Annotated in this window: 20 protein-coding genes, 1 tRNA gene and 1 riboswitch; of the genes, 10 read left to right on the forward strand and 11 right to left on the reverse strand. The window is 65.1% G+C overall.

The window, feature by feature from the left end; all coding sequences use genetic code 11:
- The first annotated feature begins 73 nt into the window (after positions 1–73).
- Positions 74–856: an SDR family oxidoreductase gene (locus ACFPZ3_RS60530; RefSeq protein WP_379523515.1), complete on the forward strand. Its 783-nt coding sequence runs from the start codon at positions 74–76 to the stop codon at positions 854–856.
- A gap of 16 nt (positions 857–872) precedes the next feature.
- Here the strand turns inward: ACFPZ3_RS60530 and ACFPZ3_RS60535 are convergent, their stop codons facing one another.
- Positions 873–1727, reverse strand: coding sequence for an NAD(P)H-binding protein (locus tag ACFPZ3_RS60535; RefSeq protein WP_379523516.1), 855 nt, complete (start codon positions 1725–1727; stop codon positions 873–875).
- Positions 1720–2157, reverse strand: a complete 438-nt coding sequence (locus ACFPZ3_RS60540) for a nuclear transport factor 2 family protein (protein WP_379523517.1) — start codon at positions 2155–2157, stop codon at positions 1720–1722. Before ACFPZ3_RS60540 ends, ACFPZ3_RS60535 begins: the two co-directional genes overlap by 8 nt.
- A gap of 95 nt (positions 2158–2252) precedes the next feature.
- Here ACFPZ3_RS60540 and ACFPZ3_RS60545 point away from each other — a divergent pair, with 95 nt between their 5' ends.
- From ACFPZ3_RS60545 to ACFPZ3_RS60565, 5 genes are all read left to right on the forward strand, one after another.
- Positions 2253–2846 (forward strand): TetR/AcrR family transcriptional regulator, encoded by a 594-nt coding sequence (locus ACFPZ3_RS60545; protein ID WP_379523518.1) that lies wholly within the window; start codon positions 2253–2255, stop codon positions 2844–2846.
- A gap of 63 nt (positions 2847–2909) precedes the next feature.
- A complete protein-coding gene (locus tag ACFPZ3_RS60550) occupies positions 2910–3575 on the forward strand; it encodes an ABC transporter permease (protein ID WP_379523519.1) in 666 nt (221 codons plus the stop codon).
- The gene (locus ACFPZ3_RS60555) at positions 3568–4746 is read left to right on the forward strand and encodes an ABC transporter ATP-binding protein (RefSeq protein WP_379523520.1); all 1179 of its coding nucleotides are present in this window, start codon (positions 3568–3570) and stop codon (positions 4744–4746) included. The genes ACFPZ3_RS60550 and ACFPZ3_RS60555 overlap by 8 nt, the downstream gene beginning before the upstream one ends.
- Positions 4743–5519 carry an ABC transporter permease gene (locus tag ACFPZ3_RS60560; protein ID WP_379523521.1) on the forward strand — a complete coding sequence of 259 codons (777 nt, stop codon included), beginning with the start codon at positions 4743–4745 and terminating at the stop codon, positions 5517–5519. Before ACFPZ3_RS60555 ends, ACFPZ3_RS60560 begins: the two co-directional genes overlap by 4 nt.
- Positions 5516–6472: a glycine betaine ABC transporter substrate-binding protein gene (locus ACFPZ3_RS60565; protein WP_379523522.1), complete on the forward strand. Its 957-nt coding sequence runs from the start codon at positions 5516–5518 to the stop codon at positions 6470–6472. Before ACFPZ3_RS60560 ends, ACFPZ3_RS60565 begins: the two co-directional genes overlap by 4 nt.
- A 42-nt stretch (positions 6473–6514) precedes the next feature.
- Here ACFPZ3_RS60565 and ACFPZ3_RS60570 read toward each other — a convergent pair whose 3' ends face one another.
- Together ACFPZ3_RS60570 and thiC are read right to left on the reverse strand one after the other, a co-directional pair.
- A complete protein-coding gene (locus ACFPZ3_RS60570) occupies positions 6515–6838 on the reverse strand; it encodes a hypothetical protein (RefSeq protein WP_379523523.1) in 324 nt (107 codons plus the stop codon).
- A 138-nt stretch (positions 6839–6976) separates the two neighbouring features.
- A complete protein-coding gene (gene thiC, locus ACFPZ3_RS60575) occupies positions 6977–8521 on the reverse strand; it encodes a phosphomethylpyrimidine synthase ThiC (protein WP_379523524.1) in 1545 nt (514 codons plus the stop codon).
- A riboswitch (TPP riboswitch) is annotated at positions 8514–8626 on the reverse strand. (Overlaps the previous gene by 8 nt.)
- A gap of 90 nt (positions 8627–8716) precedes the next feature.
- On the opposite strand from thiC, the gene ACFPZ3_RS60580 reads away from it, so the two are divergent.
- The 3 genes from ACFPZ3_RS60580 (at position 8717) to ACFPZ3_RS60590 (ending at position 11038) form a co-directional block, all read left to right on the forward strand.
- Entirely contained in the window at positions 8717–9064 is a 348-nt protein-coding gene (locus ACFPZ3_RS60580; protein ID WP_379523525.1) for a hypothetical protein, read from the forward strand.
- A 5-nt stretch (positions 9065–9069) separates the two neighbouring features.
- Positions 9070–9891 (forward strand): universal stress protein, encoded by an 822-nt coding sequence (locus ACFPZ3_RS60585; RefSeq protein WP_379523526.1) that lies wholly within the window; start codon positions 9070–9072, stop codon positions 9889–9891.
- A 106-nt stretch (positions 9892–9997) separates the two neighbouring features.
- A complete protein-coding gene (locus tag ACFPZ3_RS60590) occupies positions 9998–11038 on the forward strand; it encodes a cellulose binding domain-containing protein (protein ID WP_379523527.1) in 1041 nt (346 codons plus the stop codon).
- Positions 11039–11048: 10 nt separating this feature from the next.
- On the opposite strand, the gene ACFPZ3_RS60595 is transcribed toward ACFPZ3_RS60590, so the two are convergent.
- The 5 genes from ACFPZ3_RS60595 to ACFPZ3_RS60615 form a co-directional block, all read right to left on the reverse strand.
- On the reverse strand, positions 11049–11570 hold the full coding sequence (locus ACFPZ3_RS60595; protein ID WP_379523528.1) for a YbaK/prolyl-tRNA synthetase associated domain-containing protein: 522 nt from the start codon (positions 11568–11570) through the stop codon (positions 11049–11051).
- Complete coding sequence (locus ACFPZ3_RS60600) at positions 11560–11862, reverse strand: ArsR/SmtB family transcription factor (protein WP_379523529.1); 303 nt, start codon at positions 11860–11862, stop codon at positions 11560–11562. Before ACFPZ3_RS60600 ends, ACFPZ3_RS60595 begins: the two co-directional genes overlap by 11 nt.
- A gap of 42 nt (positions 11863–11904) precedes the next feature.
- Positions 11905–12573, reverse strand: coding sequence for an AIM24 family protein (locus tag ACFPZ3_RS60605; protein ID WP_379523530.1), 669 nt, complete (start codon positions 12571–12573; stop codon positions 11905–11907).
- A gap of 269 nt (positions 12574–12842) precedes the next feature.
- On the reverse strand, positions 12843–13469 hold the full coding sequence (locus ACFPZ3_RS60610) for a tetratricopeptide repeat protein (protein ID WP_379523531.1): 627 nt from the start codon (positions 13467–13469) through the stop codon (positions 12843–12845).
- A 260-nt stretch (positions 13470–13729) separates the two neighbouring features.
- On the reverse strand, positions 13730–14116 hold the full coding sequence (locus ACFPZ3_RS60615) for a response regulator transcription factor (protein WP_379523567.1): 387 nt from the start codon (positions 14114–14116) through the stop codon (positions 13730–13732).
- A 115-nt stretch (positions 14117–14231) separates the two neighbouring features.
- On the opposite strand from ACFPZ3_RS60615, the gene ACFPZ3_RS60620 reads away from it, so the two are divergent.
- Positions 14232–14303, forward strand: a tRNA-Arg gene (locus ACFPZ3_RS60620).
- Positions 14304–15198: 895 nt separating this feature from the next.
- On the opposite strand, the gene ACFPZ3_RS60625 is transcribed toward ACFPZ3_RS60620, so the two are convergent.
- Both ACFPZ3_RS60625 and ACFPZ3_RS60630 read right to left on the reverse strand, forming a co-directional pair.
- A complete protein-coding gene (locus ACFPZ3_RS60625; protein WP_379523532.1) occupies positions 15199–15714 on the reverse strand; it encodes a very short patch repair endonuclease in 516 nt (171 codons plus the stop codon).
- The gene (locus tag ACFPZ3_RS60630; protein ID WP_379523533.1) at positions 15711–18248 is read right to left on the reverse strand and encodes an ATP-binding protein; all 2538 of its coding nucleotides are present in this window, start codon (positions 18246–18248) and stop codon (positions 15711–15713) included. The genes ACFPZ3_RS60625 and ACFPZ3_RS60630 overlap by 4 nt, the downstream gene beginning before the upstream one ends.
- Positions 18249–21809 lie beyond the last annotated feature (3561 nt).

Consider the following 21809-nt stretch of genomic DNA (forward strand, 5'->3'; position numbering starts at 1 on the left):
CACAGATGAGAAACCTCTCATCTGGGCAGACCCCACCGCAGTAGATTCATGTTGTACGAGCTGAGGAGTGCTCATGCGGGTACGAGACAAGGTCGTCGTCGTCACGGGCGCGGCCGGCGGAATCGGCCGTGCGCTGGCCCGGAGGTTCGCCGCCGAGGGTGCGGCCGGCGTGGTCGTCGCGGACCTCGACGAGGCGGGCGCCGCCGCCGTGGCCGAGGAGATCGGCTCCCGGGCCGTCCCCGTACACGTGGACGTCTCCTCAGAAGAGCAGGTGGCCGGCCTCGCCGACACCCCGTTCGGCCCTGTCGACCTGTTCTGCTCCAACGCCGGCATCAGCGCCGCCCACGGCCTGGACGCATCCGAGCAGGAGTGGCGCGACCTGCACGCGGTGAACGTCATGGCCCACGTGTACGCCGCCCGCGCCGTCATCCCCGCCATGATCGACCGAGGCGGCGGCTACCTCCTCAACACCTGCTCCGCCGCGGGCCTGCTCAGCTGCCCGGGAGACGCGCCGTACGCGGTGACGAAGGCGGCGGCGGTCGCGTTCGCCGAGTGGGTGGCCATTCACTACGCCCCCAAGGGCATCAAGGTCAGCGTCCTGTGCCCGCTCGGAGTGCGGACGGCGATGCTGGAGAAGGGCCTCGGCTCCGACCACCTGGCCTTCAAGGCGGTGTACGCGTCGGGACCCATCCTCGACCCGGCGGACGTCGCGACGTCGGTCATCGACGGCCTGGACGCCGAACGTTTCCACATCTTCCCGCATCCGGAGGTGGCGGAGTTCGTCCACCTCAAGGCAGAGGACACCGACCGGTGGCTGGCCGGCATGTCCGACTTCGTCCTTTCCCTGGAGCCGTGACGGGGCCTCCAGCGCCTCACCGCGAAGTCCTCGACCGCCTGCTCAGGGAGCCGCACGCGTCACCGGCGCCTTCGACGAACGCCTGGAAGCTCCGGGGAGGCCGCCCGGTGACGCGTTCGACGGTGTCGGTGACCCGGTCCTCCGAGCCGGTGCCGATGTCGGCGTCGAGCCCGGCGAGCAGCGCGGCGAAATCCGGCGGCATGCCGTGCCCGGCGAAGTGCCGGGCCAGTTCCTCCGCCGTGACGGCCCGGTGGTGGACCGGCCCGCCGCCGTGCCGCGTGATGATGCCGGCGACGTCGTCGTAGCTCAGCGCCTCGGGACCGGTCAGGATGTGCTCGGTGTTGTGCGGCGTCTCCGCCGTCAGCGCGCGGCCGGCGACGGAGGCGATGTCCGCCGCGTCGACGAACGCCACCCGGCCCTTCCCCGTGGCGGACAGGATGTCGCCGTCGCGCGTTCTGAGCGCGAGGGATTCCCTGGTGAAGTTCTGCATGAACCACGACGGCCGCAACACCGTCCATTCGGGCACGATGGTGCGGACGAGGCGATGCAGCGCGCCGACCCCCGACGTGCTCTCCGGCACCGCGGACGAGCCGAGCAGCACCACGCGCTCGACACCCTGGCGCACGGCCTCGTGCAGGAAGGGTTCCACCAGCGGCGCCGGTTCGGCCACCCCGATGGGGGCGACGAGATAGACCGCCCGTACACCGGACAACGCGGGTGCGTGGGTTTCCCGGTTCGCCCAGTCGAAGCGTACATATCCGGCGAGATCTTGGCGGGTGGCCGGCCGGACCGGTACGCCCTCTTCCCGCAGAAGGGCGGTCACCCTGGAACCGGTGGTGCCGGTCGCGCCGATGACGAGGATCTCAGGCATGGACGTCACCGGCGAAAGCGGTGTTCAGCTCCTCGGAGCCGCCCATCAACTCGGCCGCGGCCAGGGGGTTCCAGTAGTCGCGGTAGTGCTGGATCTCGCCGTCGCGCACGGTGATGACCGCGATGTACCGCAGCCGGTAGGGCTTGCCGGTGCGCACCACTATGCCGGCGGCCTCGAACTCGGCGATCACCACCTCGGGATCGACGCTCTGGTGCACAGTCTGCTCAACGATCTCCCGGACGTCGAGGATGTCCGGATAGCCGCGCATGTACTCCCGGATCGCCGCACGCCCCTCGACCAGCGGCGGGTATCCGGGCGGCGCGAAGGGAAACTCGATCGCGCCGTCCTCCGCCCACAGGTCCGCGAAGGCCGCCATGTCCTTGTCCAGCAGCAGCTTCAGTGCGTGGTCGACGAGCTCAGTCGCCTTCATCGAGAATCTCCCACCATTATCGGACGATACGGTACCGTCCCGACGAGACTCTACGCGGAACGGGCCCGTCCCGTCCAATCGGTAGACTGCTCCCCATGTCACGTCGCACCCCCACCGGCGCAGCGGTGCTGCAATCGACGGTCACCGAGGCCATCACGGAAGCCGTGCTCGACGAGCTGAGCGAGCAGGGTTACGCGCGGCTTTCGATGGAAGCCGTGGCCAAACGGGCGGGCGTGGGCAAGAGCGCGCTCTACCGCCGCTGGGCCTCCAAGCAGGAGATGGCGATCGCGGTGATCGCCGAGTTCAGCGGGGAGCAGGTCAGGGTTCCCGACACCGGCTCGCTGAGGGGCGACCTGCGCGCGTCCCTCGACACGGTGACGGAGTGGCTGACCCATCCCCGGTTCTCGCGGATCATGCCCGACCTGGTGGCCGAGATGGCCCGCAACCCGGAACTGGGCAAGGTCGTCGAGGTCATGGCCGGGGCGCCGAAACGCGAGCGTACGGTGGTGATGCTCCGGCGGGCGATCGAGCGCGGCGAGCTGCCGCCGGACCTCGATGTGGAGATCGCGCTCGACCTGATCGCCGCGCCGGTCTACTGGCGGGTCATCGTACGAGCCGTGGAGGCGGAACCCGGCTATCTCGACAAGCTCACCGACCTGCTCCTCCGAGCACTTTCCTCGGAGTCGTAGGGCATGTTACGCAAGTGACAGTTGGGGTGTTTGAGGTGTGCGTTCACGGTTAAGTCTTGGGGGATGAACCTGTGGGAGTACGTCGAGGACAGATGGGATCTCATCGTCTTCGAGGCGTTGCAGCACGCCAGCATGGTCGCCCAGTGCGTCCTGATAGCGGCCGTGCTGGGGGTCCTCATAGGCGTGGCCACCTACCGCCGCCCCCGGCCTTCGGCCCTGGCCACGGCCATCGCCGGCGTGCTGTTCACGATCCCGTCCCTGGCCATGCTGGGCCTGCTGATCCCCCCGCTCGGCCTCGGCGTCGCGCCCAGCGTGACCGCACTTGTCGTGTACGCCCTGCTGCCCATCATCCGCAACACCATCGTCGGCCTCCAGGGCGTCGATCCCCTGCTGGTGGACGCGGCCCGCGGCATCGGGATGAGCCGGGGCAGGTCGCTGACCAGGATCGAGCTGCCGCTGGCCTGGCCGGTGATCCTCACGGGCATCCGCGTCGCCACGCAACTGGCCATGGGCATCGCGGCGGTGGCCGCGTACGTCTCGGGGCCGGGGCTGGGTGAGCAGATCTTCTCGGGGCTGGCCCGGCTGGGCGGCGCGAACGCGGTCAACTCCACGCTGACCGGGACGATCGGCATCGCGATCCTCGCCCTCCTCTTCGACGGTTTCTTCGTCCTGCTCGGACGGTTCACGACTCAGCGGCAGCGGCCGGCGACAGGAGGCGCGGGTGCCTGACGACCAGCCCGCCGGCGGTGTGCCGATCGAGCTGAACAAGGTGACCAAGGTGTTCCCCGGCGGCGGCGCGCCCGCCGTACAGGAGCTGGACCTGAACATCCCCGCGGGCGAGATCGTGGTGCTGCTCGGCCCCTCGGGATGCGGCAAGACCACCACCATGCGCATGATCAACCGGCTGATCGAGCCCAGCTCGGGCGACATCCTCATCGGCGGCCAGAACTCCCGCGACATCGACCCCGACCGGCTGCGCCGGCACATCGGGTACGTGATCCAGCAGGCCGGCCTGTTCCCCCACATGACCGTGGCCGCCAACATCGGCCAGGTGCCCAAGATGCTCGGCTGGGACAAACAGCGCATCTCCGAGCGCGTGGACGAGTTGCTCACGCTGGTGGGCATGGAGCCGGCCACGTTCCGCGACAGTTACCCGCGCCGGCTCTCCGGCGGGCAGCAGCAGCGCGTCGGCGTGGCCAGGGCGCTGGCGGCGGACCCGCCCGTGCTGCTCATGGACGAGCCGTTCGGCGCCCTCGACCCCATCACCCGCGAACGCCTCCAGGACGAGCTCCTCCACCTCCAGGACGACCTGGCCAAGACGATCGTGTTCGTCACCCACGACGTGGACGAGGCGCTCAAGATCGGCGACCACATCGCGATCATGCAACGCCCCGGGCACATCGTGCAGTACGCCAGGCCGGCCGAGATCCTCACGAACCCGGCCAGCGACTACGTCGAGCAGTTCCTCGGCGCCGGTTCCTCCATGCGGCTGCTGCGCCTGACCAAGGTGGGCGACATCGAGCTGGACCAGGTCGTGCACACCTCGGAGGGCACCGACGCGGAGGAGCTGCGGCAGGAGATCGAGCGCGACGGACGCGGGTACGCCCTGATCACCGACGGCATGCGGCGCCCGCTCAGATGGATCAACCAGGCCGACCTCGAAGAGCGCAGCGGACCGATCGGCGCGACCGGCGACCGCGTCACCGGCGCCATCGGGCACCGCATGACCTTGCAGGACGCCCTGGAGGCGCTGCTCAACGCCGACACCGACGTCGTCCCCGTGGTGGGCAGGCGGCAGGCGTACGCGGGCGCGTTGTCCCTGGCCACGGTGCAGAACGCGATCGCCTCCATCAAGTCCCGCGAACGCGAGCGCAGGCTGCGAAGGGGCGAGGCCCAGTGACGGTCGAGAGCGCGGCCGCCAAGGAGTCCACGGCTCCCGAACCGCGGATCGGCCGCTCGTGGCACGTGATCCTGCCTCCGCTGTGCTACCTGGCCGTGGGCGTCGCCATGGTCGTCTACACGCAGGTCGTGCCGCTCGACGGCATCGAGCGCGGCTCGCTCAGCCTGCCGTTCATCCTCAGGCGCACATGGGAGCACATCCAGCTCGTCTTCTTCTCGACCGTGCTGGTGCTGGTGGTGGCGCTGCCGCTGGGCGTGCTGCTCACCCGGCGCGGGCTGCGCAGGGCGACGCCGTTCGTGCTGGCCCTGGTCAACCTGGGCCAGGCCACTCCGGCGGTGGGGATGGTGGTGCTGCTGGCGGTGGTGTTCCAGATCGGGTTCTGGACGGCGGTGGCGGCGTTGTTCGCCTACAGCCTGCTGCCCACGCTGCGCAACACGATGGTGGGGCTGGACCAGGTGGACCCGCGGCTGATCGACGCCGGGCGGGGCATCGGCATGTCGGCGGCGGGGGTGTTGTTCAAGGTGGAGCTGCCGATGGCGGTTCCGATCATCCTGTCGGGGGTGCGGACCACGCTGGTGCTCAACGTGGGCACAGCCGGAATCGCGGCGTTCATCGGCTCAGGCGGGCTCGGCGACCTGATCACCGCGGGCGTCAGCACGCAACGCAGCCTGGTGCTGATCACCGGGTGCGTGCTGATCGCGGTGCTGGCGCTGATCATCGACTGGCTGGGCGGGCTCGCACAACGTCTCCTGTCTCCGAAGGGTCTGTCGTGAGGGTCGTCATGGCCGTGCTGCTCCTCCTCGCCGTCACGGCGTGCGGGTTGCGGCCCGCCTCGTCGTTCGTGCCGCCGGTCGAGCCGGGCAGCATCCGGCCGATACCCGCGCTGGAGGGCACGACGGTGCGGGTGACGTCCAAGGAGTTCACCGAGCAGCTCGTCCTCGGCAAGATCGCGGTGCTCGCCCTCACCGCCGCCGGGGCGGACGTGATCGACCAGACGAACGTGCAGGGCAGCGTGAACGCCCGCGCCTCGCTGACCCGCGGCGACGCCGACCTGATGTGGGAGTACACCGGCACCGGCTGGGTCACCTACCTCGGGCAGTCCAAGCCGATCCCGGACCCGACCCAGCAGTATGACGCCGTACGCGACCTGGACCTGCGCGAGAACGGCATCGTCTGGTTGCCCCCCGCCCCGCTGAACAACAGTTACACGATCGGCGTCACCCGGGCCACGGCCGAGAAGTACGGGCTGAAGACGATGTCGGACATGACGAAGATCCCCGTCGGGCAGCGTACGTACTGCGTCGACCACGAGACCTTCGGCCGCGACGACGGCTTCCTCGGCATGCTCAAGGGCTACGGCCTGCAGTACGGCAAGGACGTGCCGGCCGGGAACGTGAAGCGGGTGTCGGTCGGCGTGTTGTACAACTCGGTCGCCAGCGGCCAGTGCGCCATGGCCATGGTCACCACGACGGACGGCCGGGTCAAGGCGCTCGACCTGGTGCTGCTGGAGGACGACCGGCACTTCTTCCCGCAGTACAACGCGGCGGTGACCATGCGGCGCCAACTCGCCGACGCGCATCCGGAGATCGCCAAGCTCTTCGCCCCGATCAGCGCGAAGCTGACCGACGACGTGATCCGCGAGCTCAACGCCAAGGTGGACGTGGACGGCGGCGTCCCCGTGCTGGTGGCCCGCGACTGGCTCAGGTCACAGGGTTTCGTGAAGTAGCTCCCGGGCCCGCTGCGGGCCCGGGAGGCGACACACACCGGGTCAGGCCCGGCCACCGTCCTTGATGGACACGATCGAGGCGGTCTGGAACTTCTTGTGCCCCTTGCCGTTGCCCCCGACGACCGCCGTGTAGTTCTTCGTGGTCCAGCTCAGGCTGTACTTGATCTTGAGCTTGTGCTTGGTTTTGCACCGGTTGTGCCAGTAGACGGTCACCGAGGAGTTGCCGTCGCCATAGGACCAGGCGAAGCACCCGGCCACACCCCGGTGGACGTCCGCCGAGGCCGGGGCGGCGCCGAGCCCGACTCCCAGGCCCGCGGCGACGACGGACGCGGCGGCGAAGGCCGCCACACGGTTGCGGATGGACATGAAGAATCCCCCTCTTCCGGTGATCATGGGCATCCCGGCGACATCTCGTACCGGGTATGTCTGCCACGTTGCCACCGGAAGAGCGGCAGGCTCCAGCGATCTTTGTCCAGGTCACGACTCTGGACATTGGACAAAGGGCTACTCGACGTAGAGTTCGCCGCCGAGCCGCCTGAACTCGGCCGCCTTCTCCGCGTAACCCGCCTGCCTGATGTCGTGGCTGAGCTTCATCGAGCAGAACCTGGGCCCGCACATCGAACAGAAGTGCGCGGTCTTGGCGGGCGCGGCGGGCAGGGTCTCGTCGTGGAAGGAGCGCGCCGTGCCGGGATCGAGCGACAGGTCGAACTGGTCCTCCCAGCGGAACTCGAAGCGCGCGTCCGACAGCGCGTCGTCCCACGCCTGCGCCCGCGGATGGCCCTTGGCGAGGTCGGCGGCGTGGGCGGCGATCTTGTACGTGATCACGCCCGTCTTGACGTCGTCCTTGCCGGGCAGGCCGAGGTGCTCCTTGGGGGTGACGTAGCAGAGCATGGCCGTGCCGAACCAGCCGATCATGGCAGCCCCGATGCCCGAGGTGATGTGGTCGTAACCAGGGGCGATGTCGGTAACGAGCGGGCCGAGCGTGTAGAACGGGGCGTCGTCGCAGAGCTCGCGCTGCAGGTCGACGTTCTCCTTGATCTTGTGCATGGGCACGTGGCCCGGCCCCTCGATCATCACCTGGACGTCGTGCTCGCGCGCGATCCCGGTCAGCTCCCCGAGCGTGCGCAACTCGGCGAACTGGGCCTCGTCGTTGGCGTCCGCGATCGACCCCGGCCTGAGCCCGTCGCCGAGCGAGAACGACACGTCGTAGCGGGCCAGGATCTCGCACATCTCGGCGAAGTTCTCATGCAGGAAGCTCTCGCGGTGGTGCGCGAGGCACCAGGCGGCCATGATCGAGCCCCCGCGTGAGACGATCCCGGTCTTGCGGCGGGCGGTGAGCGGCACGTACGAAAGCCGCACCCCCGCATGAACGGTCACGTAGTCGACGCCCTGCTCGCACTGCTCGATCAGCGTGTCGCGGTAAACCTCCCACGACAGCGCCTCGGGACGGCCTTTCACCTTCTCCAGCGCCTGGTAGATGGGCACGGTTCCGACCGGGACGGGCGAGTTGCGCAGGATCCACTCGCGGGTCTCGTGGATGTCGTCACCGGTGGACAGATCCATGATCGTGTCGGCGCCCCACCGGGTGGCCCAGGTCATCTTCTCCACCTCCTCCTCGATGGAGGAGGTCACGGCGGAGTTGCCGATGTTGGCGTTGATCTTCACCAGGAAGTTACGGCCGATGATCATCGGCTCGGACTCGGGATGGTTGACGTTCGCGGGGATGATGGCCCGGCCCGCGGCCACCTCCTGCCGGACGAACTCGGCCGCGACCCCCTCGCGCACGGCCACGAACTCCATCTCCCTGGTCACCAGCCCGCGCCGGGCGCACCCGACCTGTGTGACCGGTTCGCCCGCCTCCCGGCGCTCGCGGATCCACGGCTCACGCGGGCGCGGCAGCCCCCGCCCGAGGTCCGGCTCGAAGGAGGGGTCGGTGTACGGGCCCGAGGTGTCGTACAGCGTGACCGCCGAGCCGTCGGACAGTCGCACCTGCCTCATGGGCACCCTCAGGTCACCGAGGTAGGTCTTGGAAAAGCGCGCGCCACTCATCGCGCAAACTCCCTTCGCCGGCATTATCCGGAGCAGGTTCTGGCGGTCGGCGGCTGTCAGCCGTCCTCTCAGCCCGGTCCACACCGGGCTCCCGCGTTGGACGGCGGTGATCGTACCCACGCCGGGCCCCGGCCCAAACCAGCACGGCGAGGTTTGGCGATCGCCCTGAGCGGTACGGTCCCCATCAGGGGGAACATGAGAAGAATCGCCGCTGTCGCAGGACTACTCGTCGTGATGGCCGCGTCCGGCGCAACCGCAGCCGCCGGGGACGGCATGGATCAGCACGAAGTCAGCCAAGAGCAGTACGACACCATGATCGCCCAGTGCCGCTACTCCGACACGGGGAAGGCGAAATGCCGTGCGGCGGTCAGAGAGATGTACCGCATCGGCGAGGCCGACCACCAGCTCGACTGCCGCACCTACTCCGGCGTGTCGGTCTGCGGCACGCTGCGGCTCAGCAAGTCCGAGCGCGCGTGCACCCGTGACTCCGAGGCGAAGGGGATCGCGTCGCGCCGGGCCGAGGTGGAGTGTTACGCACAGTGATCATCGTGGGGGTTGACGGCTCCCGCACCGGCCTGGAGGCGGCCGCCTGGGCAGCGGCCGAGGCCGCGCTGCGCCAGACGCCACTGACCGTGGCGCATGCCGTGCCGAAGTGGGTGTGCGGAGAGACCGTCCGCTACGCCGAGGTCGCCCGGTGGATGCGCGAGGGCGCCAACACCGTGCTCGCCGCCGCCCAGGACCGGATCCAGCGGGAGTGGCCGCGGGTGCGGGTGGAGGGCCTGCTGCTGCCGGGCGATCCTCGATCCGCGCTGATCAAGGCGTCGGAGGGGGCCGAACTGCTGGTCGTGGGCAGCCGAGGGATCGGTGGTGTACGCGGGCTGCTGGTCGGGTCGGTCGCCTATGGAGTGACGGCGCACGCGCGCACCGACGTCGTGCTGGTCCACGAGTTGCCCCTCTCCCCGCGCGGCGAGATCGTGGCCGGGACCGACGGCTCGCCCGGAGCCGGGCGGGCGCTGGAGTTCGCCTTCGCCGAGGCCGAGTTGCGGGGCGCGCGGCTGCGTGCCGTACAGGCGTGGGCCTGGCCCCATGCCGGCGGTTTCGAGCCGGCCGACCGCGAAGGCGAGCAGGACGTGCTGCGGCGGCTGAAGGAGTCGCTGGCCGGGCACCAGGACCGGCATCCCGGGGTGGACGTGGTCGCGGAGGTCGTGCACGGCCATCCGGTGGAGGTGCTCAAAGAGGCGGCCGTGGGTGCGGACCTGCTGGTGGTCGGGTCGCGCGGGCACGGACAGTTCGCGGGGATGCTCATCGGCTCGATCAGCCAGGCGCTGCTGCACCACGCCCCCGGGCCCCTCGCTGTCGTACACGGCTGAAAGTTACATCCATCCCCCCAGGTCATGCTCTCCGCGATGATCGCCCGCTTCCCGTCACCGCCGCGCGATCCTACGATCTGCGCAGGCTACGACGGGAGAGCAGACGATGCGCAAGACCGGCTCCGTGCTGGCCGCGATGCTGGCCCTGGCCGCGGCGGTGTTATTCGCCACCACCGCCACGGCCAGCGCCGCCGCCACCAGGATCATGCCTTTGGGCGACTCGATCACCGGATCCCCCGGCTGCTGGCGGGCCCTGCTCTGGAACCGCCTCCGGAGCACCGGCTACACCAACATCGACTTCGTGGGCACGCTGCCGCCGCAGGGCTGCGGAGTGGCGCACGACGGGGACAACGAGGGCCACGGCGGCTACCTCGCCACCAACATCGCCGGCCAGAACCTGCTGACCGGCTGGCTCTCCGCCACCAAGCCCGACGTCGTCCTGATGCATCTCGGCACCAACGACGTGTGGAGCAACATCGCCCCTGCGACGATCCTCAGCGCGTTCACCACGATGGTGAACCAGATGCGGGCCAGCAACCCCGCCATGAAGATCATCGTCGCCAAGATCATCCCCATGAACCCGTCCAGCTGCGCGGACTGCGCCCAGCGAGCCGTGAACTTCAACAACGCCATCCCCGCCTGGGCCTCCGCGACCACCACCCAGCAGTCGCCGATCACGGTGGTCGACCAGTGGGCCGGGTTCAGCACGGGCACGGACACCTACGACGGGGTGCACCCGAACGCCGCGGGCGACCAGAAGATGTCCGACAAGTGGTACCCGGCCCTGGTGAACGCCCTGTCCGGCATCCCCACCTCCACGCCTACCGTCACCCCTACCGTTCCGCAGGGGGGCTGCGCGGCCACGTACAAGGCCACCGGTCAGTGGCAGGGCGGCTTCCAGGGTGAGGTCACCGTCAAGAACACCGGCACCGCGGCGACGAGCGCCTGGACGGTGGGGTGGACGTTCGCGAACGGGCAGCAGATCACCCAGATCTGGGGCGGGACGCTGGGCGGGAGCGGGTCCTCGGTGACGGTGCGGAATGTGAGCTGGAACGGCACCCTGGCGCCCGGCGCCTCGACCACGTTCGGCTTCCTGGCCTCCTGGAACGGCGCCAACACCGCCCCTACACCCAGTTGTTCGCTGTGATCGCCAGCGCTCAGTCGTTCACCGTGATCGCGGCCAGTCTGGGCGCCGTGATCGCGGCCAGTCTGGGCGCCGCGAGCCGCACGTAGTCGTCGGTCGCCAGCGCCACGGAGCGGTCGAGGCGGGCGGCGTTGAAGTACAGCTCGGGCTGGTCCAGCAGCGACGGATCGGCGACCAGCTCGAGCCTGGGGTCGTAGCTGAACGGCAACACCGTCCCGCTCACACTCCCGGCCAGCTCCTCGGCCTTCTCCTTGCCGGCGAAGGCCACGTATGTGCCGTCGTGCAGCGCCTTGACCGCCTGCAGGTCGAGCCGGGCATCCCCGGGCACGACGGCCAGCACGTGCCGGGTCTGCTTCTTGCCTACCTTGACCATCACGATCAGGCACTTGGCCGCCTGCGACACGTCGTGCCCGCGCAACGCGCTGACCTGCTCGGTACGCCCCTCGGGCGCGTGGTCGATCACCCGGTAACGCGCTTTCGCGGCCTCCATGTCCCCGATCAAGCGCTCGTAAGCGGGATACGGCTCACCAGTCACTGCCCAACAACTCCTTCGCCGCCGCGATCCGTTCCTCGTCGCGCTGGTAGAACACCCACTGCTTGATCCTCCGGCCACGGATCAGCCCCGCCTTGGCGAGCACCTTGAGATGCTCGCCGCAGGTGGGCTGGCTCACGCCGAGCTTCTCGGCGATGAACAGCGAACAGACGCCATCACGTACGAGGTCGCCGTCGCGTTGCGGCGGGAAATGCCGCTCGGGATCACGCAACCACTCCAGGACCAGCAGCCTCTTGTCATTGGCCAGCGCCTTGACCAGGTCGATGTCCAGCACCAAGGCATTATGGCAATTAGCTAATTCCCTGTCCAGCTTGCCCTACTTGGAGGCGGTCACCACGGGAGGCCCTTCACTGGCCTGCACCAGCACGAACCCCTGCCCCCTGAACGCCAGCTGCATGGCCTCCCCGCTCCCCCGCCCGATCAACGCCCCCGCCTTCATCGTCCGGTTGACCCCGACCTGCAACGACGTACTCCAGCAGACCGCCGACTGACCATCCGCGAACGTCGGCATGCGAGCCGCGTCGAGCAGCACCGGCGTGCCGTGCGTGGTCACCGCCACCCACCCCGTCCCGGTGACCGTGGTGTTGAACAGCCCGCCGGCCGCCACCCCCGCCCCCTGAACCCGCTGAATGTCCCAGGTGAGCTGCGGCTGGAACGCCAGCAGGTTGCGTCCGTTGACCGTGATGCCCTCGTTCTCCAGGAAGAACAGGTGGATGTCGTCGGCATTGTCAGCGAGATAGAGCAGGCCCTGGCCGCGTACGCGCATCAGCGAGGTGCCCTCACCCGACATGGCCTTCTTGAGAAACTTCCCGAGGCCGCCCGCGCCCTCGTAGTCGAAGTCCATCTGCCCCTGGAAGGCCACCATGGAGCCCTGCTTGGCCAGCACTTCTTGCGGCAGCTGGACGCGGAGCATCTTGCCGTTCTCCAGGGAGAATCCTGGGGGCAACTGCTGGGGGTCGAGATTACCGAAAATCGAGCTACGCACGTTTTGAAGCCTTTCGCGAGAGATGTTGCGGCCAGCGTACGGAAGATCCGCCAACCGCGTACCGCACCCGCTAGGACCGCGTACGTGCTCGTTAGATACACGCCCGCCAGAGACGCGCCGTTAGTTACGTGCTCGCCAGAGACACGCCCGTTTGGATACGTGCCCGCGCCCGCCCATCGTGTGCCGCAGCACCTACAGCCGTCCGGGACCGCTAGATAGAGCCCATTGAAGCCGACCCCGTTGGAGCCGACCCCGTTAGAGCGACCCCGTTAGAGCCGACCCCGCGCTTCCTCTACGGACCGCATGACCCTTCCGGCCCCCTCCGCGAGCACCTCTGCCTCATCGAGCAACACGACCGCGTCACCCCGCCGCCCTTCGTCCACCGCGACATGCGCCAGCCCGACCAGATTGGCCGCCACCCCAGCGGAGAACCCGACCTCTTTCCGCAACCGTACGGACTCCTCCAGCCGCTCCCGCGCCCCCACCAGCCGCCCGGCGACATGCTCGGCGATGCCTAGGTGGCGCAGGGCGTACGAAAGGGTCAGCTTGTCACCGGCCTGCTCCGCCAGCTCCCGAGACCGCTCCAACGCCGGCCGCGCCGCCTCATGGTCCCCCCGAACCACCTGCAGAAACACCCCCACCCAGAACAGCCCCTCGCCTTCCCCCCGAACATCCCCCAGCCCCCGATAAAGCCGCACAGCCGTCTCGAACAGCTCCAGCTCCCGCTCCTGAGCCGGCTCCCCATCGAGGAACCGCGCATGCATCAGCCGCCCCCGAGCCACCGCGAGATCAGCCTCAACCTGATCGAGCTCCCGCTCCGCACCGACCACCCCGCCGCCATCACCGGCAAAAACGGCCCTCTCGTACGCCAGCCTGGCCCGCTCGATCCGCCCCATCCGCGACCCACCCCACCCATCAGGAGCCCGCGCGCCAAACCCAGCCCAATACAGAAGCCCGCAAGCCCAACCCACCAGATCAGTAGCCCGCGAGCCTAACCCACCCAGACACCCGAAATCAGAGAAAACGCCCGCGCTTCCTCACAAATCCCACACCAGGGAACAGGACCAACCCCTGACCACAAACCCACGCTCCGAGACCAACGCCGCCAGCCACCATCCCGACTGGCCGGGACCGGCACCGACACCACTTGCCCCACTCAGTTCCGACTCCCCGCCGCCAGATCCCGCACAACCTGAATCAGCTCAGCCGGATCGAACGGCTTGGTCAGGTAGGCATCCACCCCGATCCCCAACCCCCGCACCCTGTCATCGTCCTGAGCCCTGGCCGTGATGAGCACGACCTTGATGTGACTGGTGGCCTCCTCCGTACGCAACCGCTGCGCCGTGGTCCACCCGTCCAGGAAGGGCATCATCACGTCGAGCGTGATGACGTCGGGCATGACGTCGAGCACCCGCTCGAGACAGTCCTGCCCATCCGTGGCAGTCACGACCTCGAACCCCTCCAGGTTCAGATTGACCGCGATCAGCTGCCGAATGACCTCGTCGTCGTCTACGACCAGTACTTTCCCAAGAACCTCGCCCACGGGCGCAAAGTTAACCTGTAGCGGGGCGGTCACGGGGGGTTTCACCAGAAGTGTTCAAGGACCTTTATCTGGTGCCGAGTGGTGCCCAGATGCTGGTAGCCTTAACACTCGTCGAGCCCCCTTAGCTCAGGGGATAGAGCACCGGCCTCCGGAGCCGGGTGCGTAGGTTCGAATCCTACAGGGGGCACACGATCTTGACCGGCGGTTCAGGCCGCTGACCAGGGCAAACATCGCAGGTACGGGCGGGCCTCCAGTCTCACGGAGTCCCGCCCGTTCTCGTTGAAGCTCGCTGGTTGTGGACCAGTTGTGGACCATGATCGAGCTTCCATCTGAGCCTCGAACGGCGAGGCGGCTCCATGTCACCTGTGCTTCCCAGATGCGGTTGAGATCGGCACGGGTCAGCAGATCCCTATATCGCCCAGGTGCTGATCACTCGTCGGCGGCCACGATCAATGCGAGATCGCCTGTGGTGCGCTGGATGGCGACGAACTCGTGGCGGTCGGCATCGAGCCCGCCCCAGTCGTGGAAACCAGCCCCCCCCCCCCCGACCGAGGGCCTTGAGCCGGTAGCGACTGGTTGGCGGCGCCCGGAAGGCCTCGCGCTCCAGAGCGGGGCCTGCAACTGCTCGGAATGTCGTCTTGTGACGACCGCAGGCACCAACACGGCGGTCATGGCCGATGCGTCGACCGATTCCTAGGCGTGAGTGGTGAGCGCTCCAGCCAGCACGTGCCGTCGCTGATCAGCGTCGCCTCTGTCCGCCTATTTCAAGCTCCACTGATCGATGCAGTGCGCAGTCGATGCAGTGATGTCATGACCGGATGAGACTTTTCTCCACGGTTTCAAGGCCGGACCGCCTGCGCCGGCCCGGCGCTCGTGGCGGCTTCTGCCCGCGCTGCGACTCTTCGGCCGGTCGCGGTCAGCACCGCCACACGCTCAATGAGAGCGCTATTCATCCACTCCAGAATTCACTCAATCTCAGGAGAGATGCCACAACCTTATCAAGAGCCTCTCTGAGGCCTAAAATTGCGCAGCCGGGCACGAAAAGGACAGCGTTAATGGCGGCTCACCCAAAGCGAGTAAGCCTAGTCCGTGCCGCCCAGCCTCCTGCACCTTGCTGGTCGTCGTGCCGCCACGACTTCAGCTATACGTACCGCGACGCTCCTAGCATCTTCATGTTCCCAAGCTCGTATAACCCGCCAACCAGCTGCTGCAAGCTCATCATCTGTCGAATTATCCCGGGCCCTATTACGCGCCACTTTCGCCGCCCAATAGTCACTATTAGATCGAGTAGTACGTGCTCCATGCTCGGGACATCCATGCCAGAAGCATCCGTCAATAAAGACAGCCACACGAGCAGGGCCAAATACAATATCGGCACGCCGACGCAACCCCGGAAGGGGAGGCACATCTACTCGATAGCGCAGTCCTGCTCTATGAAGTAGTCGACGAACCGCCATCTCGGGCAGAGTGTCGCGCGTTTTCTGTCTCTGCATCCGCCCGCGTACCGCTTCACTACTAGCCCAACTTCGGGCTACATCTCCGGTCCGTGGCGTGCGGCGTGATGTACTCGGGCGGCCAGCGCTTGATTTCCTCGTCATAGCTCATTTGGGCGGATGAACTGCGGGCTATCTCGGTGCGCCTGTGTCATACGCAGAAGACGTGGTCGACCTCCTCCGAAGCTAACCAGGGCCTCGCCAACTCCCAGCGTTCTGATTTGATCAGAAAGCCTAGAGTCGCTGGGATTCAGCTTTCTTGCAGCTACGGCAGCTACTGTGGCATCTGGAAGTCGGAAGCAAATCTTTGTCTGAGCGTTGGTTTTAACCACGTCGGGAAGGTCTGCGGGCTGTTGCGTGGCGAGAACCACAGCGAGCCCTTTAGATCGCCCCTCTCTAATCATTGTATCGACCGCCTTAAAACGCACGACGCGGTGGGCCTCATCTACGACCGCAAGATATCGAATGGTATTGGGAACAGGCGGCAGTGATTGTATCTTCAACAGCATAGAAGAAAGGATAAAACCTGCCGCTAGCACGGTGGTCTGTCCGTTCCCAGGTATTCTGCTGAGACCAAATACTACGTTTCGGTCAATTATATCGCCTAGAGGCAGCCCCTCTCGAAAAAGCTCGTTGCCTGTGAGATCACCCAGGACACCAGTCAGATCAGCATCCAACTGATCGTGCAGGAGAAGAAGCGTCGGCCACCGCCCCTCTCGCTGGGCCACTGCGTAGGCAGCCTTCAACGCCTTCTCTAGCTTGGCCCTCTGGCGGACTCCCATCCGAGTAAATGACTGGGTGGCGACGTCAACAGCGTCACGGAGCTCTATAATGGCGGTGTTGATGGCCCTCTCGGAATTCTCGGCGAGAGCGAGTGGGTTGTACGGCGCTCCATCATTCCACAAGTCGAGAAATTCGGCCCCGCTAAGCGCCGGAAACCCCGCATCGTCGCTGTAGTCATTTTTGAAGTCGGCAATACCGAACTTACTTCCACTATGTCGAGCAAGTTGCGCTAGGAGACTCATGGTGAACTGCGTCTTGCCCATACCAGAGCTTCCCCAGACCTCGATATGGCCGTTCTGAAGCTCATCCTGCTGCGATCCTGCGGGATGCCAGCGCACTTCCTCACTCGTCGATGCATCCCAGCCCAGCAGGGGAGGGCGAAAAGCTTCCTCTTGGACGAATACGACGGAGGAGCTGGTCTCAGCACCTTCGCTAGGCTCTGTATCGGAGGAAACTGCGTCCTTCTGTTCAGGCCGGTCTACGCCCTCCTGGGTCTCGGACTCCGCTTCCTCTAGCTGACTGTTTCGTTGCATATGAACAGGCAAGGACACCAGCTCTGCGCTAGAAGACCCTTCATCCACACTCGCCTTCGCTTCCGGCCGTCGACGGATGCGACCACCTTGAAGAGGCGGCCGCGCCGCCTCAACAGTGCGCAGCTCTGTGATACGGACTTCTGTCGCTCTCCTGAGTAGGTCCTCCGTTAGTTTGATGCTGTGTATTACCACTGGAACGATATCGCCAGCAACTTTTTGTGGGTAATAGCGATCTCCCTCTTTAACGTTCGGCCCAAAGACCAGCCCAACACCCGCCCACTCTAGTGTCCCGGAACCTTTCCTGAAGGCCTCAAGTGCCAGCAGCTCTTGTGCATCAAGTTTGAATCTAGACTCCCGCGCAACTGAGTAGGCAGCCTCCGCTATACGATTTAGCCATAGCCTGCTGTGAACTGACTCCTGTTCTGGATAGGCGGCCCAGCGAGTTGCTGCGAGGGTCTGATTGAGTTGATCAAGAGCTCCGCTAGCGGCATCCACCTCGTCACTGCGACGAGCTTTCACCTCTATCGCCGCGACATGGACACCTCCCTCTGCTGGGTCGAGAGCGATGGCCAGCAGATCAGCTCGCTTGCCAGGGAACCAGTGGCGATACTCATCAAGGCTGACCAGCAGTACCCGGCAGCCAGGAGGCAGAGGCCACGGAGTCGTTGTTGTAGCGAGTAGAGAGAACGCAACTACGTGTCCCACGAGCTCATTGATGCCAGCCCCGCTCGTTGCTGCTTCTAAAGCGAGGATTCCATAGCCCTGACTCGCTACACGGCGGATACTCGTCCCAATATCTAGCGCGAGATCGAAGTTCGAGATGATATTTGCAGCCAGTAAACTGCGCCCAATCGCACGATCCGCCGGGCCGCCCGACTTTTGACTCAGTACGAGAGATAGCGGGCTGTCGCCTCCGAGTCGCCGTTCCTGATGGAGGATCGCTACCCGATCAGCACCGAGGGCCTGTTCGAGGTTGTCTCGAGTGACGTAGCGATCCAGCGTCGCGACCCACAGCGCGAGATCGTGGACCTCTTGAAGCGCATCAGCGATATCCATCGCCCCAGTGCGAATCTCGGGCACCTGTAAAAGGTCCCCTTCACCAGGCCAGTCATCATCGATGGCATTCTGGAGCTTTAGCCACATGGTTCCCGCCGGCGTAGTGGCTGGCGGCATAAGGAGCATCCGCCGATCTCGCCCGGGTCTTTGGGAAGTACGTGGAGCGAATAGGACCTCTACATCCTCTGCAGGAGCGTCGACTTCACGCGATTCGATCTGAAGGCGATTGCCGCCATCACTGATCCCGGTCACCAGCGCCAAGTGCACGGCCGGGCTTGCACTCCCTACAGGCTGAAGGGTCCTCTTGGCATGTTCCAGGCTATCCAGGTACCTCAGTTCAAGGACATCGCGACTATCCCGCAGCTCCTCGTCCGCGGTGGCAAGCGTTCGCCATCCCGGTCGCGACCAAGCTTCCCGTCCTACGCAAAAGATCTCGACCTTCGCGACTGTAGTGCGGCCGACCTTCTGACCGATTAACTCGACAGCTTGGGAGACCAACAGGTCTGCCGCACCCGGCCCATAGGCAAGGCATCGTAGATGGCCTGCCGCCTCAGGCTGAAGAGACAGCAATCGAACGATTACTGATGTAAGGGCTCTACCAGCGTGTCCGCTCTCGTCCCGGCGTTCCTTGCCTCCATAGAGGCTCCAGATACGTCCCTCGCTTGTAGGCAGCAGAACCCGGTCCCGCGCACGCATCCTGACATGGGCAGGATGGTGGGAAGCTGTACAGCCTGCAATCCCTTCTGCTGTTGCAGCAAGCGGCTCCGTAGGGCCCGCTGATGGCGTGTCCTCACCTACTCGGCTGGCGGCAGTATCGAGCAGCACCCACAAGGCCTCAAGATATTGGGCTAGCCACTCGGCTTTGAGAGGCGCCAAGCCAGTGAGGGCAACAGATTGCCCCGCCTGGACTACCGCGCCTGCCATGGCGAGCTGTTCCGCATGCGATGAGTTCGCCCGAGACTCTTCAGTGGCGCAAGCGGATGTCCAGGTGTCCGACCACCTGTGGAGCTGATCGGGAGCTAGGCCTAGCTTAAGGATTCCAGACGCTAATTCGAATAACTGATTAGCAACTGAAGACAAGGCCGGCGGCACAGCACCAGTATTTGAGACATTAGCGCTGCAGAAGTAACTAAGAGTGGGTTCACCTTGCACGGTTAAGGTCAAGCCAGGGTGTTCTGCGAAGTGCAATGCAGCCCTCAATAGGGCTGCGTCATCGAGGTCGGGCCGCCAATCGACCTGCACCGTACTTCCGTCCTCGCTGTACAGACGCAGTCGCAGTACAGCGAGGTCCCCAGGACCGAGATCGGCATCCTGAAAGGACTCTGTTACAGAATCTATATGCGCGGGCTGTAGTAGCAATCCGTCGATCTCGACGCCTCTGCGCTCCAGTCGACGCATCAACCCCCCCAACCGCATTCGCGCACACGCCAGCGTTATCGCGCGCACAGCAGCGGTTCGAGTACGAGAAGTTGTGGCCGAAGGGGGGTTAATGACTTTGATTCGTTTTAGCGGCGCCTCAAGCTGCTGGACTGCACGTATTAACGCATATTCAGGGCAGGAGGGGTTGCTGCCGCTAACGGACTTGTCGCGAAGGAGGCGTTCAAGTTTTGAACGTGTACTCTTGTCGAAAATAAGATTCCCTTGCGTAGCATCAAGCTCCAATAGCTCTCGGGCTGCATCACGCTGTTCCATGCTACGCTTAAGGTTATCTGCCTTGGCAATATATGTATCCCAAGGGAGAGAGACTAGGTCCTTACCTTGTCCTTGTTCTCGTTCCGATTTGAGTCGGTAATCCCTAATTTGAGTGACAACTGTGCTCGTAAGATCTTGGCTTTTCTGCTCAAGGATTTCGCGAGCCTCGTCATACTGCAGTTTCTGCAGAAGAGCGTCGCTTCCAGCTTGGAGAAGTGACATTACCTCACTCGCTGCAGCCTTAGCTGATGCGCTATCTCGGATACCCGGCCTACGCGACAGCACTGCCTCAGCTCTACGGCGTATGTCTACATACGCGTTCGGCCGTAGCACCTCGTCGCTCGTCCTGCGAGAAGCAAGTGCAAGATTATCGGCGATACGGTCCGCATCGACTCGATCGCCAGTTGCTATGTCAGCAAACGCACCGAGCACAGGCAGGCTAGCAAGCGGACTCCCTCCGGATCCAAGACGATCGAAATAATCGGCTACGGCAGCCGCACTGGGACGCGTGGCGGGGTTCGCGCGAATAATGGCTTCTCGAACCGCCCTTGCAGCTCCATCGAGTGCTGCTGGAGGATTTTGCCGAGCTAGAAGAACCAGCCCTTCTGGAGAGTCAAGAAGGCTTCCAGGGGCCAAATTCTCAAACAGGTTAAGGCCGCTCCTGTCGGGCACCTGATGACCTTCACACAGCACAAGCACGACGCCTTGAGGGTATCCGTTGCGAAGCCCAGTCGCCGACCCTATCAAGGCGTACGATCCGAAACGGTTTGGCGTGGAGGACACGATGGCTAGATGGGGGAGATCGTCATCCCATGCGTCAACCATTCCTCCCGCCAATGAAATAGGCACCCCTTCGATGAGAACGAACTTCGAAAGTCCTCCCATCTTTCGGATGTGCTCCGCTAGAGCAGAACCAAGTCGACGGCTCACGCCTGCCCCCTTTTAGCTCGCTCGCCAACGACGGTGGTTCGATCAGAGAGCCCGAGGGCCAGTCCCGCGCCACTCATCAGGTGTTCGGCCCGTCGCGCGTTACGTTCGAGGTCCGCGCCATCGACCTGCCCCGCGAGGCTCGTCTCCGCGGCCGAATGTTGGTTGACCACAAAACCCCATTCCCGTCGAACCGCTGCGAAGAAGTCGCTACTAGACATAGGCATACGGCTTGAGAGCGCACCGACTAGAGCTCCTAGCAGGTCGGGAGATGCTGTCAGATAACGGTAACCTCCCCGACCAGCAAGAAGCCCGATCGATTCCAACAAGACCCTAAAAGCATCTTCTGAACGTCCGTAACCTGCCACCTCTACTGCCGAACGTGCCAGACGCAGGAATTCGTCCGTGGGAGTGTTTGCCGGCATCTTCTGCAGCTGTGATGCGACACTCTCCGATTCTGCCCCTCCAAGACCACTTCTGGGCTCGAACTCAGCAGCCCAACTCGTCACCCCTTCGCGGGCAAGTCTTTGCATCATCTGAGCTAACGTGATCACCGTGGCCTCGCTGAGGCGGATCCTGGCACGTCGGTAGGATTCTTCTGAACGCTGCCGCACCCTATCTTGCGCGCGAGCTGCACCACCGAAACTCAGCAGAAGATATCTATCCTCGTGTGGGGTCCGCGTCGCTTCCCACACGACTTGCAGGGCATGCATGGCTAAGTCGAGCGCAAGTATTGTCCGGAGCTGCCATAGACGAGCCGGGCCACTCGCCCCTCCCTGCAGCATGACGCCCTCAGCATGACGGCACAGACGTGATGCTAGCGGTTGCAGCACGGGACTAAGTCCCTGCTCCCAGGACTCCTTTTCGTCGTCCTCCGTGTCCGGCGATCGAGTGTACGTCTCATTAGAGGGGAGGGCTGCTTCCAGCCGATTGCTCACGTCGGCAAGGGGGCTAGGCCCTGTCAGGACTCTTTTCATCTCTTGGACGGCGGATCGTCCTATTGCGGCAGCTTCTGCATCTCTTGGGTCCATAAGCAGACGGGCCAAGGTTACACCACTGCCACGCATGTAAACTTTCCGGACGGACCACTCCGCCTTATTGGCACTCGACCGTCGCGCGTCATACCAGAGAAGTGATTCATGAAATGGCCTTAGCAGCCATGCTCCAGGCTGACCCTTTTGTGTGTCGGGGTCAATTAGCCCTTGGAGA

The organism is Nonomuraea insulae (genome assembly GCF_042656245.1).